Source organism: Cupriavidus alkaliphilus, assembly GCF_900094595.1.
In the GTDB taxonomy this organism is placed as follows: Bacteria; Pseudomonadota; Gammaproteobacteria; order Burkholderiales; family Burkholderiaceae; genus Cupriavidus; species Cupriavidus alkaliphilus.
The window spans coordinates 664714-677761 of the sequence record NZ_FMAD01000002.1 but is presented as its reverse complement, the minus strand read 5'-3'; the positions used below and the strand labels follow the sequence as shown (position 1 = coordinate 677761).

Below are 13048 nucleotides of genomic sequence, written 5' to 3'. Positions count from 1 at the left end.
GAAGGCGACCCGAGCGGCCAGGACAGCCCCAAGATGCTGTCGATCGGCATGCACTGCCGCCTGCTCGGCCGCCCGGGCCGCTTCCGCGCGCTGCAGCGCTTCCTCGACTACGTGCAGGGGCACGACAAGGTGTGGATCTGCCGCCGTGTCGATATCGCCCGGCACTGGGCCGCCACCCACCCCTACACTCCCCGGAATCAAGCATGAGCCAGACCTACACCATTGCCCAACTCAACACCATGCCGGTCGCGGAATTCGTGCAGGTGCTGGGCGGCATCTACGAACATTCGCCGTGGTTTGCCGAGACCGCCGCCGCGCAACGGCCCTTCGCCGATGGCGCCGCGCTGGCGCAGGCGCTGCGCCAGGCTGTGGATGAAGCCGGCGAAGCGGCCCAGCTGAAGCTGGTGCGCGCCCACCCGGAGCTGGCCGGCAAGGCCGCCGTGCGCGGCGAGCTGACCGCCGAGTCGACGCGCGAGCAAAGCGGCGCCGGCCTGAACCAGTGCACGCCCGAGGAATTCGACCGCCTGCAGTCGCTTAACGCGGCGTACAACCAGAAGTTCGGCTTCCCGTTCATCCTGGCGGTGCGCGGCTACGACCGCCACGGCATCATCGCCGAGTTCGCGCGCCGCATTGAAAACACGCCGCAGCAAGAGTTGCAAACTTGCATCAACCAGATCCATCGCATTGCACAGTTCCGTCTTGACGACTTAGTATCCGCCTGAGCAAAAAAGCGTCACCTGTATAACAAAAAAACGCTGTACCCCGATGCCGCCGGCCTCCCATGCAACACCACACCGAGCCCGGCCAGGCGGCACGAATAAAAGCACAAAGACATGATAAGAACCCGTCAGGGACCCAGTACACAACGTTCCAAGCAGGATCAAAACCACGGAGGTCTAACAATGCAGAAGCAGTACAAGCCGGCGCTCAAGCTGGCGGCGGTAGCGGCTACCCTTTTTACCGGCGCGGCCATGGCCCAGTCCAGCGTCACGCTGTACGGCCAGGCTGACATGTTCGTCGGCGGCGTGAAGAGCCCCGGCTCGGGCGAGCGCGCCTGGGTGGCCAATTCTGGCGGCATGCAGACGTCTTACTGGGGCATCAAGGGCACCGAAGACCTGGGCGGCGGCACCAAGGCCATCTTCGACCTGAACGGGTTCTTCCGCACGGACGCCGGTCGCAGCGGCCGCTTCGAAGGCGACTCGATGTTCAGCCGCAACGCCTATGTCGGGCTGCAGAACGACAAGGCCGGCACCATCAAGCTGGGCCGCAACACCACGCCGTACTTCATTTCGACCATCCTGTTCAACCCGCTGGTCGACTCGTACGTGTTCTCGCCGACCATCTTCCACACCTACTTCGGCGCGGTCAGCGGCGCCGTCGCCGATCCCGGCATCATCGGCGATTCGGGCTGGAACAACTCCGTGGTGTACAGCACGCCGACCTTCGGCGGCCTGACCGCCAACTTCATCTACGGCTTCGGCGAGCAGCCGGGCGCCGCCGGCAAGCAGAAGTTCGGCGGCAACGTCCTGTACTTCAACGGTCCGTTCGCCGCGACCGTGGCCTACCAGCAGGTGCGCTTCAACAGCGTACCGACCGACATGTCCGACATCGGCCTGTCGCGCCAGGACGCCGCGCAGATCGGCCTGTCCTATGACTTCAAGGTGGTCAAGCTGTTCGCGCAGGGCCAGTACATCAAGACCCGCGCCACCACCGCGCCGTCGGGCGACATCAAGCACATCGACGGCCAGTTCGGCGCCTCGGTGCCGATCGGCGCCGGCAACCTGCTGGCGTCCTACGCCTACGGCAAGGTCGACAACTCGCTGGGCGACTTCAAGCGCAATACCTTTGCCGTCGCCTACGACTACAACCTGTCCAAGCGCACCGACGTGTACGCCGCCTACTACTACGACAAGATCACCGGCATCGAGCACGGCGATACCTTCGGCGTGGGCGTGCGCCACAAATTCTGATGCGCTGAACGCGTCACCGGCAGCACTGAAGCCCGCCTTTCCGGCGGGCTTTTTCATTAGGCGGCGAGGCGCAGCGCGCGCCACCCGCGCCCCGCCGCAATGCTGCGCTGCGCCACATCACGCGCGGTCCCGGGCCGGATGAGAAACAGCCGCCCCATAGGCGGATTCAATTGGAAGGCCTTCGGCGCGCTTCCTAGATTGGTGTTCCAGGCCTCAAAAACCCATGACAGCGAGGTGACACATGCGGCGATACGCGAAGACCCGGTCTGAACTCATGGCCATCCTGAACCAGTGCCTCGACAACAACCCCGAGTGCGGAGAATGCGAACTGCACGCGGTGCGAATGCACCAGCCTGACCATACCGGATGCAACTGGAGCGCCGAGGTCGATTTCCCGCAGGAGTCCGTCGACAACCTGGGCCACCAGCTCGCCGCGGCAAAATCAATTATCGTGGTCATGCGCGAGCAGTACAACGTGCTGCAATAAGCACCAACCCAACCGCCCCCTGGCCGCGCGAATGCGGCGGGGCAACAAACAAAAAGGCCGGGTCATTGACCCGGCCTTTTACATGGCGAAGGCTTCGCGGTGGCTCAGCGCACCGCGTTGCACTCGGCCACGGCGACGGCCGTCATATTGACGATCCGGCGCGTGGTGGCCTGCGGGTTCAGGATGTGCACAGGCTTGGCCGCGCCCAGCAGGATCGGGCCGACCGTCACGCCCTGGCCGCCCGTGATCTTGAGCAGGTTGAAGGCAATGTTGGCGGCATCCAGCGTCGGCATCACCAGCAGGTTGGCGCTGCCGGCCAGCTTGGTCGACGGCAGGAAGTGGCGGCGCACGTCCTCGACCAGCGCGGCATCGCCCTGCATCTCGCCTTCGACTTCCAGGTGCGGGGCCTCGCGCGCGAGGATCTGCGCGGCCTCGCGCATCTTGCGCGCCGACGGGCGCGTCGACGAGCCGAACATCGAGTGCGACATCAGCGCCACCTTCGGCTGCAGGCCGAAGCGCGCGATTTCTTCCGCGGCCAGCTGTGCGATGGCCGCGAGCTGTTCCGCGCTGGGGTCGTCGTTGACGAAGGTGTCGGTGATGAACAGCGTGTACTTCTCCAGCATCAGCGCGTTCATCGCGGCGAACACATGCGCGCCCGGCGCCAGGCCAATCACGTCGCGCACGTGCTCGAGGTGGGCCTCGAAGCGGCCCACGGTGCCGCACAGCAGCGCGTCGGCGTCGCCCATGTGCATCAGCATGGTGCCGATCAGCGTGTTGGAGCGGCGCAGCGCCACCTTGGCCATGTCCGGGGTCACGCCGTCGCGGCCGCGCAGCGCGTGGTAGGCCTCGTGGTAGGCGCGGTAGCGCGGATCGTCCTCGGGGTTGATCAGCTCGAAGTCCACGCCCGGCTTCAGGCGCAGGCCGGCCTTGTCGATGCGCATCTGGATCACGTGCGGACGGCCGATCAGGATCGGACGCGCCAGGCCTTCGTCGACCACCGACTGCACCGCGCGCAGCACGCGCTCTTCCTCGCCCTCGGCATAGGCCACGCGCTTGGGCGCGGCCTTGGCGGCCGAAAACACCGGCTTCATGATCAGGCCGGTGTGGTAGACGTAGGTCGACAGCTGCTGGCGATACGCCTCCAGGTCCTGGATCGGGCGCGTGGCCACGCCGGACTCTTCGGCGGCCTTGGCCACCGCCGGGGCGATCTTCTCGATCAGGCGCTGGTCGAACGGCGTCGGGATGATGTAGTCGGGGCCGAACTTCAGCTCGCGGCCACCGTAGGCGGCGGCCACGGCGTCGTTCAGCTCGGCCTCGGCCAGCTCGGCGATGGCCTTGACGCAGGCGAGCTTCATCGCTTCCGTGATCTTGGTCGCGCCGCAATCGAGCGCGCCGCGGAAGATGTACGGGAAGCACAGCACGTTGTTGACCTGGTTCGGGTAATCCGAACGGCCGGTGGCGATGATGCAGTCCGGGCGCGCGGCCTTGGCCACTTCCGGGCGGATCTCGGGCTCGGGGTTGGCCAGCGCCAGGATGATGGGCCGCTCGGCCATGGTCTTGACCATCTCGGCGGTCAGCACGCCGGCGGTGGAGCAGCCCAGGAAGACGTCGGCGCCGTTGACGATGTCGGCCAGCGTGCGCGCCGAGGTGTCCTGCGCGTAGCGGGCCTTGTTGGCTTCCATGTTGGCGTCGCGGCCCACATAGATCACGCCCTTGGAATCGACCACCGAGATGTTCTCGCGCTTCACGCCCAGGCTGACCATGGTGTCGAGGCAGGCGATCGCGGCAGCGCCGGCGCCCGACACGGCCATCTTCACCTTGCCGATGTCCTTGCCGACCACCTTCAGGCCGTTCAGCAGCGCTGCCGCCGAGATGATCGCGGTGCCGTGCTGATCGTCGTGGAACACGGGAATGTTCATGCGCTCGCGCAGCTTCTGCTCGATGTAGAAGCACTCGGGCGCCTTGATGTCTTCAAGATTGACGCCGCCCAGCGTGGGTTCCAGCGCGGCGACGATCTCGACGATCTTGTCCGGGTCGCGCGCGTCGAGCTCGATGTCGAACACGTCGATGCCGGCGAACTTCTTGAACAGGCAGCCCTTGCCCTCCATCACCGGCTTGCCGGCCAGCGGGCCGATGTCGCCCAGGCCCAGCACCGCGGTGCCGTTGGTGACCACGGCCACCAGGTTGGCGCGCGAGGTGTACTCGGCGGCGGTGGCGGGATCCTTGGCGATTTCCTCGCAGGCGTAGGCTACGCCCGGCGAATAGGCCAGCGACAGGTCGCGCTGGTTGGACAGCGCCTTGGTCGCGGTGACCTGGATCTTGCCCTTGGTCGGGCTGCGGTGGTATTCCAGCGCGGCGAGGCGCAGCTGCGCTTCAGGACTGTTCGGGGCATGTTGCGGTGCATCACCGCCGTTCTTGCTGCTCATTGGCTCGTCCGGAAAATGGCCCGGACCGGAAGCGCCCCTCTCCCGCCATGGTTCGACCCGGCTCATGCGACAAGCCGGCAGCGAAGGACAAGCTCTGGCAGCGAAACTGACGACTCCGGCAGCCAGGCCGGAAAAATCGAGCAGCTATTCTAGCCCACGCGCCCGCGCAAAGTACCACCGCGGCACGCCTGCAGGCCGGATTTTGCGCGGATTCCGGCCGTTAAACAGCTTTTACCATTGGGTATGCAATGGCGGTGCAGAAGCATGCTCCTGCATGCATCCGCACGCATCGGGCTGCCGGGCCCGGGTCGGCGGTGGTGGCTGGTTGCGGCCGCCCTACCTGGCGTTCTTTTCCACCTCCAGCGTCACCCGGCGCGGACGGCCGCTGTCGGACGGGAAGTCAGTGAAGGCGCTGCGGATCAGGTACGGCATCATCGCCGGCAGGCTGCCGCTCTCGGCCTGGTTCTGCGCGGTGACCTGGTAGACCCGCTTGCCGCTGGCCGCTTCCTTGAAATACACCCGCAGGCTGGAGAACGTCACCGGCACGTCGCGCACCACCGTCTGCGGCGGCCAGTAGCCCGGACCCCACGGGCCCCATGGCCCCCAGGGGCCCCACGGCCGGTAGTAGCCAGGGCCCCAGTAAGGAGGTCCCCAGGGGCCGTACCACGGGTCCGGATAGACCGTCTCGGCCACGCGCACCAGCCCCGGCGCGGAGTCATAGTCCATGCTGACCAGATAGCGTGCCTGCCGGGCCGGCACCTGCTCGAAGCCGACGCCCGCCAGCGTCGCCGCCAGCCACTGCTCATAAGTCTGCCGGTCGAGCTGGGCCGCCTGCTCGGCGCTGCGCTCGAAGCTGTAGGTGCGCGGCGCGTCGTTTTGCCAGCCGGGCTGGCGGAACGCCGTGACATCGGTGGTCACGGTGCTGGCGCACCCCGTCAGCAGCAGCGCCGCCAGCAGCGCCAGCGCGCCCCACATCCTGCGCAGCCCCGGCCACCGGCCCGCTGCCCCGTCATTGCCGACACCGCCTGCGCGCTGCCACATAGTGCTACCTCGCTCGTCTGTCCACTGAAACCCTGCGTGTCTCTGAGACCACGCCGGCGGCGCGGAATTCCCGCGGCGGCTTGGTGCGGCGCCCGTCAGACCGCACCCCCACCCCTTGGCTACAATGAGGACTTCAGCGCCATGCCTTGCTTGCACGCGCCTGGCCGCCCCCTTTTCCTAACGGTCTTCCGAAGACAGGATCCCCCATGCTGCGCACCGACACGCCCGTTACCGTCTATCGCAAGGACTATACCCCGCCGCCGTTCGCCATCGACCACGCCGCGCTGGTGCTGGAGCTCGATCCCCAACGCACCGTGGTCACCAGCACGCTGCGCTTCGCGCGCACGGCCGGCGCCCCCGACGCGCCGCTGGTGCTGGCCGGTGAAGAACTCGAACTGATCGGCGTCAGCCTGGACGGCAAGCCGGTGGCCAACGCCACCCAGGACGGCGGCACGCTGACGCTGCCGGGCCTGCCGGCGCAGGGCACGCTGGAAATCACCACCGCGTGCCAGCCCGCGGCCAACACCACGCTGTCGGGCCTCTATGTGTCCAACGGCAACTTCTTCACCCAGTGCGAGGCCGAGGGCTTTCGCCGCATCACCTATTTCCTCGACCGCCCCGACGTGATGGCGACCTACCGCGTCACGCTGCGCGCCGACCGCGCCGCCTATCCGGTGCTGCTGTCCAACGGCAACCTGGTGAGCCAGCGCGAACTGCCCGATGGCCGCCACGAAGCCGTGTGGGAAGACCCGTTCCCCAAGCCGTCCTACCTGTTCGCGCTGGTCGCGGGCAAGCTGGAATGCATCGAGGAACGGATCCGGTCCGCGTCCGGCAAGGACAAGCTGCTGCAGGTGTGGGTCGAGGCGCGCGACCTCGGCAAGACCCGCCACGCGATGGATTCGCTGGTCCATTCGATCCGCTGGGACGAGCAGCGCTTCGGCCTGGAGCTCGATCTCGACCGCTTCATGATCGTCGCCGTGGGCGACTTCAACATGGGCGCGATGGAGAACAAGGGCCTGAACATCTTCAACACCAAGTACGTGCTGGCCAATGCGGAAACCGCCACCGACACCGACTTCGCCAATATCGAGGCGGTAGTCGGCCACGAGTACTTCCACAACTGGACCGGCAACCGCGTGACCTGCCGCGACTGGTTCCAGCTGTCGCTGAAGGAAGGCCTGACGGTGTTCCGCGACCAGGAGTTCTCGGCCGACATGATGGGCTCGGAATCGGGCCGCGCGGTCAAGCGCATCGAGGACGTGCGCGTGCTGCGCCAGGTGCAGTTCCCCGAGGACGCCGGCCCGATGGCGCATCCGGTGCGCCCCGACAGCTACGAAGAGATCAACAACTTCTACACCGTCACGGTGTACGAGAAAGGCGCCGAGGTGGTGCGCATGTACCAGACCCTGCTAGGCCGCGAGGGCTTCCGCAAGGGCATGGACCTGTACTTCCAGCGCCACGACGGCCAGGCCGTGACCTGCGACGACTTCCGCGCCGCCATGGCCGATGCCAACGGCCGCGACCTGAGCCAGTTCGGCCTCTGGTACAGCCAGGCCGGCACGCCGGTGGTGACCGCGCGCACCGCGTGGAACGGCGACGACGGCAGCCTGACGCTGACGCTGACACAACGCTGCCCCAAGGTCGGCATCGAGACCCGCGCCGGCACGCCCGACAAGCAGCCCTTCCATATCCCGTTCGCGCTCGGCCTGCTGGGCGCCGACGGCAACGACCTGCCGCTGCAGCTTGAAGGCGAAAGTGCGCCCGCCGGCACCACGCGCGTGCTCGACTTCACGCAGGCCGAGCAAAGCTTCCGCTTCATCAACCTGCCGCGCGGTGCGCAGGCCCCGCTGCCTTCGCTGCTGCGCAATTTCTCCGCGCCGGTGATCGTCGATGCCGAGTACACCGACGCGCAGCTGACCTTCCAGCTGTCGCACGACAGCGACGCCTTCAACCGCTGGGAAGCCGGCCAGCGCCTGGCCACGCGCGCACTGCTGCAACTGGTGGCCGACGTGCAGGCCGGGCGCGAGCTCAGCCTCGACCCCGCGCTGGTGCGCGCCATGCGCGCGGTGCTGACCGACGATACGCTCAACCCCGCCTTCCGCGAGCAGGCCCTGGTGCTGCCGGCCGAAGCCTACCTGGCCGAGCGCATGGGCGTGGCCGATCCCGCCGCCATCCACCGCGCCCGCCAGTTCATGCGCGAAGGCCTGGCGCGCGCGCTGCAGGCGGACTGGCTGGCCGCCTACGAAGCCAATGCGACGCCGGGCGCGTATTCGCCCGATGCCGCCTCGGCGGCGAAGCGCGCGCTGCGCAACCTCGCGCTCGGCTACCTGGCCGACAGCGGCGACCCCGCGATGCAGGCGCTGGCCGACCAGCAATACCAGCAGGCCGACAACATGACCGACCGCTTCGCCGCGCTGTCGGCACTGGTCAACAGCTTCGCGCCCGGCCGCGAGCATGCGCTGGCGGACTTCTACCAACGCTTTGAAGACGATGCGCTGGTGATCGACAAGTGGTTCTCGCTGCAAGGCATGCAGCGCGGCAGCGTCGGGCCGCAGCCCGGCGGCCCGCACGCCGGCAAGCGCACCATCGACACCGTGCGCGCGCTGATGGAGCATCCCGCCTTCAACCTGCGCAACCCCAACCGCGCGCGCTCGCTGATCTTCAGCTTCTGCTCCGGCAACCCGGCGCAGTTCCACGCCGAGGACGGCTCGGGCTACCGCTTCTGGGCCGACCAGGTGCTGGCGCTGGACGCCATCAACCCGCAGGTGGCGGCGCGCCTGGCGCGGGTGATGGACCGCTGGCAGAAGTACGAACTGGCGTTGCGCGACCGCATGCGCGCCGAGCTGGAGCGTGTCGCCGCGTGCAGCACGCTGTCGCGCGACGTGCGCGAGATCGTCGGCAAGGCGCTGGCTGGCTGAGCGTGCCGGCGACGGGACCGGCAGCCCGGCCCACGCCCCCGATGCCCGGCCGCGCGCGGCCGGGCATGTAGAATTGCGGCCATCCAAGGAGAACCAACCATGACTCGCATCAGCCTGACCCGCTACCTGGTCGAGGAACAGCGCAAGCACAACACCATCCAGCCCGAACTCCGGCTGCTGATCGAAGTGGTCGCGCGTGCCTGCAAGGCCATTTCCAACGCCGTCAGCAAGGGCGCCCTCGCCGGCGTGCTGGGCTCGGCCGGCACCGGCAACGTCCAGGGCGAAACCCAGCAGAAGCTGGACGTGATCGCCAACGAAGTGCTGCTCGACGCCAACGAATGGGGCGGCCACCTCGCCGCGATGGCGTCGGAAGAAATGGAATCGTTCTACGAGATTCCCAACCGCTACCCGAAGGGCGAATACCTGCTGATGTTCGACCCGCTCGACGGCTCGTCGAACATCGACGTCAACGTCTCGATCGGCACCATCTTCTCGGTGCTGCACATGCCCAAGCCCGGCCAGACCGTGACCGAGGCCGACTTCCTGCAGCCCGGCACGCACCAGGTCGCCGCCGGCTACGCCGTGTACGGCCCGCAGACCACGCTGGTGCTGACGGTCGGCAACGGCGTGCACATGTTCACGCTGGACCGCGAGGCCGGCAGCTTCGTGCTGACCCAGTCCAACGTCACGATTCCCGAAGACACCAAGGAATTCGCCATCAACATGTCGAACATGCGCCACTGGGCCCCGCCGGTGCGCAAGTACATCGACGAGTGCCTGGCCGGCGACGAAGGCCCGCGCGGCAAGAACTTCAACATGCGCTGGGTGGCCTCGATGGTCGCCGACGTGCACCGCATCCTGACCCGCGGCGGCATCTTCATGTACCCGTGGGACAAGCGCGAGCCGGAAAAGCCCGGCAAGCTGCGCCTGATGTACGAAGCCAACCCGATGGCGATGCTGGTCGAGCAGGCCGGCGGCGCCGCCACCAACGGCGAACAGCGCATCCTCGACGTGCAGCCGGAAAAGCTGCACCAGCGCGTCTCGGTGATCCTGGGCTCGAAGAACGAGGTGGAGCGCGTCACGCGCTACCACCAGGAAGCGCAAGCCAAGGCCTGATCCCGGCCCGACTCGCTTGAAACGGGGCGCACTGCGCCCCGTTTTTCCATGCCGGCGCCGGTGGCACCGGCGACACAAAGGGCTTCACAAGGCCGGAAAACGCTGCTACTATTGCGGGCTGTTCCAGATCGCCGGAACATGTTGCCGAAGTAGCTCAGTCGGTAGAGCAGCTCATTCGTAATGAGAAGGTCGGGGGTTCGATTCCTCTCTTCGGCACCACCAGAATTCAGGGCCCAGCCCGCGCAAACCCGGACAGCGTCACGCTCTCCGGGTTTTTTGTTGCGCGCGTTCTGGAGAAGAAGGCGGCGAAGGCAGCGGCAATGGCACCGGCTGGCGCCCCAGCCGTTGTGCCCACCAGTAGCGGAAGGGGTGATCCAGATCGGGATAGAGCACCGGCTGGCTGAAGCAGCCGGCACGCTTCATCAGGAGATAGGCGGCAAGCATGGCCGCCCAGAAAGCTAGCAGTTCCACGATCACGGCCGCCGCGGATGTCGGGGTGGCCGTTTTCATTATAGGTAGCCGCTACAGCATGGGGCCGATGGCGCACCCCGTGGATACCCTAGGCGCCGGGCATCGCTCAGTACACCTCCGGCACGATCATCTCCCTCGGCACCGGCTGGCGCACGTAGTCCTCGTGGCGCTCGCGGCCGGGCAGCACGACGGTGGGGGCTTCCACTTCGGCATATGGCACCAGGCTCAGCAAGTGATGGATGCAGTTCAGGCGCGCGCGCTTCTTGTCGTCGGCCTGCACCACCCACCACGGCGCCTCGGCGATGTGGGTGCGCTCGAGCATGATCTCCTTGGCGCGAGTGTAGTCTTCCCAGCGGCGCTGCGATTCCAGGTCCATCGGGCTGAGCTTCCACTGCTTGAGCGGATCATGGATGCGGCTGAGGAAGCGCAGGCGCTGTTCGTCGTGCGTGATCGAGAACCAGTACTTGATCACCTGGATGCCGGAACGCACCAGCATCTTTTCGAACTCGGGCACCGAGCGGAAGAACTCTTCGTACTGGTCGTCGGTGCAGAAGCCCATCACGCGCTCGACGCCGGCGCGGTTATACCAGCTGCGGTCGAACAGCACGATCTCGCCGGCGGCGGGCAGGTGCGCGACGTAGCGCTGGAAGTACCACTGGGTGCGTTCGCGGTCGTTGGGCGCGGGCAGCGCGGCAACGCGGCAGACGCGCGGGTTCAGCCGCTGGGTGATGCGCTTGATCACGCCGCCCTTGCCGGCGGCGTCGCGCCCCTCGAACAGGATCACGACCTTGTGCCCGGTAGCGGCGACCCAGCTCTGCAGCCGCACCAGTTCGCCCTGCAGCCGGAACAGCTCGCGGAAGTATTTCCGGCGGCTGTCCTGCTCTGCCTGGTCGTCCAGGTGCACAGGATCGCCGAAGGCCTCGCTGGCCTCGCGGTCGTCCAGTTCCAGTTCGATCTCTTCGTCGTAGTAGTCGGCCACCTCGTTGTGGATGCGCCGCACCAGCTCTGCTTCACCCGGTCTCATCTGCTTGCTCTCCCTGTGGATACAACGCGGTCGCGGCGATGCTGGCATGGCCGTATTGCAGCCGCGTGAAGGCGGAGCAGGTCGCCCTGCCCCGCCCCGCCACGCGATACGCCGTTCAGCCCGCGGGATTGATGTTGTGGTTATGGCGGAACAGGTTGTCGGGATCGTAGCGCCGCTTCACTTCCACCAGCCGGTCGTAGTTCGGCCCATAGGCAGCGCCGACGCGGTCGGCCTCCTCCTGCGTGAGGAAGTTGACATAGACGCTGCCCAGTGCGAACGGCGCCGCCGCACGGAACACCTCGCGCGCCCAGCCGATGCACCGGTCGTCGTCCGCGGGGCTGTCCCAGCGCCCGTGCAGGTTCATGATGAACTTGGCGTCGCGGTTGGCGTAGGCGGTGGCGTCGGGCGCGACGCGGTTGGTCTGCCCGCCCATCGCGCCGATAAAGACTTCGCATTGCGGCGACGGCAGCTTGCCGATCTGCTCGATCAGCATCGCGATCAGCCCGTCGTCGAGGCCCGCGAAGTTATGCGACTTCCAGTAGTTGCGCGCACCCGGCGTCAGCAGCGGATCGAAGGCCTGCTGCCACGCGGTGAGCGGCATCGGCCCCAGGTGCTCGCCATACGGGGTGCCGAGCCGGCGCAGCGGCTCGACCAGTTGCGGCCCCTGCTCCGGCGGACCGATATAGCAGATCGCCAGCGCCGCCACCGGCTTGCCGTGCACCTCGGGCGGCAGGAACGGCAGCGGCGGCGCCTGGCGCAGCACCACCCACACGGTCAGCTCGTCGGGCATCGATTCATACAGTTCGCGATAGGCGGGCAGCACGCTGGCGGCCTGCTCCAGCGGATAGACGATCAGTCCGCCATAGACCTGCGGCCCGACCGGATGCAGCCGGAACTCGAACATCGTCACCACGCCGAAGTTGCCGCCGCCGCCGCGCAACGCCCAGAACAGGTCGGCGTTCTCGTCGCTGCTGGCGCGCACCAGCCTGCCATCGGCGGTAACGACCTGCGCCGACACCAGGTTGTCGACCGTGGTGCCGAACTTGCGGCTGAGCCAGCCGAAACCGCCGCCCAGCGTCAGCCCGGCGACACCGGTGGTGGAGTTGATGCCGAGCGGCGTGGCCAGGCCCTGCGCCTGCGCTTCATGGTCGAAATCGCGCAGCGTGGCGCCCGGCTCCACCCACGCGCGTTGCGCGTGGGGATCGACGCGCACCGAGCGCATCTGCGACAGGTCCAGCACCATGCCGCCCTCGCAGATCGCCAGCCCGCCGATGTTGTGGCCGCCGCCGCGTACCGCCAGCAGCACGCCATGCTCGCGCGCGAAGTTCACCGCCGCCACCACGTCGGCAGCACCCGCGGCCTGCACGATCCACTGCGGGTGGCGATCGATCATTGCGTTCCAGATCCTGCGCGCATCGTCATAGCCGCTGTCCTCCGGGCGCAGCAAGCGTCCGCGCAGCTGCGCCTTGAGTGCCTCAATGTGTTCTTGCGATGGCTGGGCCATGATCTGCCTCCCGATGCTGGTTGGAAACATCGGACGACACGCGGCGTCAGGAGCAAAAAAATGGCCACGAGGACCGATGACTTCATCATTT

General features: G+C 67.2%; 10 protein-coding genes, 1 tRNA gene and 1 pseudogene. 7 read left to right on the top strand and 5 right to left on the bottom strand.

The window, feature by feature from the left end:
• From GA0116996_RS06640 to GA0116996_RS06625, 4 genes and pseudogenes are all read left to right on the top strand, one after another.
• Positions 1-207 (top strand): annotated as a pseudogene (locus GA0116996_RS06640) (allantoinase); the annotation flags it as partial.
• Positions 204-722 carry a 2-oxo-4-hydroxy-4-carboxy-5-ureidoimidazoline decarboxylase gene (uraD, locus tag GA0116996_RS06635; RefSeq protein ID WP_092308361.1) on the top strand — a complete coding sequence of 173 codons (519 nt, stop codon included), beginning with the start codon at positions 204-206 and terminating at the stop codon, positions 720-722. The pseudogene GA0116996_RS06640 and the gene uraD, both read left to right, overlap by 4 nt.
• A 180-nt stretch (positions 723-902) precedes the next feature.
• The gene (locus GA0116996_RS06630) at positions 903-1970 is read left to right on the top strand and encodes a porin (RefSeq protein WP_092308359.1); all 1068 of its coding nucleotides are present in this window, start codon (positions 903-905) and stop codon (positions 1968-1970) included.
• 241 nt (positions 1971-2211) lie between these two features.
• Positions 2212-2457, top strand: a complete 246-nt coding sequence (locus tag GA0116996_RS06625) for a hypothetical protein (RefSeq protein ID WP_012352285.1) — start codon at positions 2212-2214, stop codon at positions 2455-2457.
• A gap of 104 nt (positions 2458-2561) precedes the next feature.
• Here GA0116996_RS06625 and GA0116996_RS06620 read toward each other — a convergent pair whose 3' ends face one another.
• Both GA0116996_RS06620 and GA0116996_RS06615 read right to left on the bottom strand, forming a co-directional pair.
• Entirely contained in the window at positions 2562-4883 is a 2322-nt protein-coding gene (locus tag GA0116996_RS06620) for an NADP-dependent malic enzyme (RefSeq protein WP_092308357.1), read from the bottom strand.
• A gap of 336 nt (positions 4884-5219) precedes the next feature.
• Positions 5220-5858, bottom strand: coding sequence for a DUF4136 domain-containing protein (locus GA0116996_RS06615; protein WP_208601236.1), 639 nt, complete (start codon positions 5856-5858; stop codon positions 5220-5222).
• Positions 5859-6130: 272 nt separating this feature from the next.
• Here GA0116996_RS06615 and pepN point away from each other — a divergent pair, with 272 nt between their 5' ends.
• The 3 genes from pepN (at position 6131) to GA0116996_RS06600 (ending at position 10177) form a co-directional block, all read left to right on the top strand.
• Positions 6131-8842, top strand: coding sequence for an aminopeptidase N (gene pepN / locus GA0116996_RS06610; RefSeq protein WP_092308355.1), 2712 nt, complete (start codon positions 6131-6133; stop codon positions 8840-8842).
• 99 nt (positions 8843-8941) lie between these two features.
• A complete protein-coding gene (locus tag GA0116996_RS06605) occupies positions 8942-9958 on the top strand; it encodes a class 1 fructose-bisphosphatase (RefSeq protein WP_012352281.1) in 1017 nt (338 codons plus the stop codon).
• A 143-nt stretch (positions 9959-10101) separates the two neighbouring features.
• Positions 10102-10177 (top strand) — tRNA-Thr (locus GA0116996_RS06600).
• 39 nt (positions 10178-10216) lie between these two features.
• On the opposite strand, the gene GA0116996_RS06595 is transcribed toward GA0116996_RS06600, so the two are convergent.
• The 3 genes from GA0116996_RS06595 to GA0116996_RS06585 form a co-directional block, all read right to left on the bottom strand.
• Complete coding sequence (locus GA0116996_RS06595; protein ID WP_092308353.1) at positions 10217-10468, bottom strand: hypothetical protein; 252 nt, start codon at positions 10466-10468, stop codon at positions 10217-10219.
• A 67-nt stretch (positions 10469-10535) separates the two neighbouring features.
• Positions 10536-11453 (bottom strand): polyphosphate kinase 2, encoded by a 918-nt coding sequence (gene ppk2, locus GA0116996_RS06590; protein WP_092308351.1) that lies wholly within the window; start codon positions 11451-11453, stop codon positions 10536-10538.
• 115 nt (positions 11454-11568) lie between these two features.
• Positions 11569-12957 carry an FAD-binding oxidoreductase gene (locus GA0116996_RS06585; protein ID WP_092308350.1) on the bottom strand — a complete coding sequence of 463 codons (1389 nt, stop codon included), beginning with the start codon at positions 12955-12957 and terminating at the stop codon, positions 11569-11571.
• Positions 12958-13048: the final 91 nt, after the last annotated feature.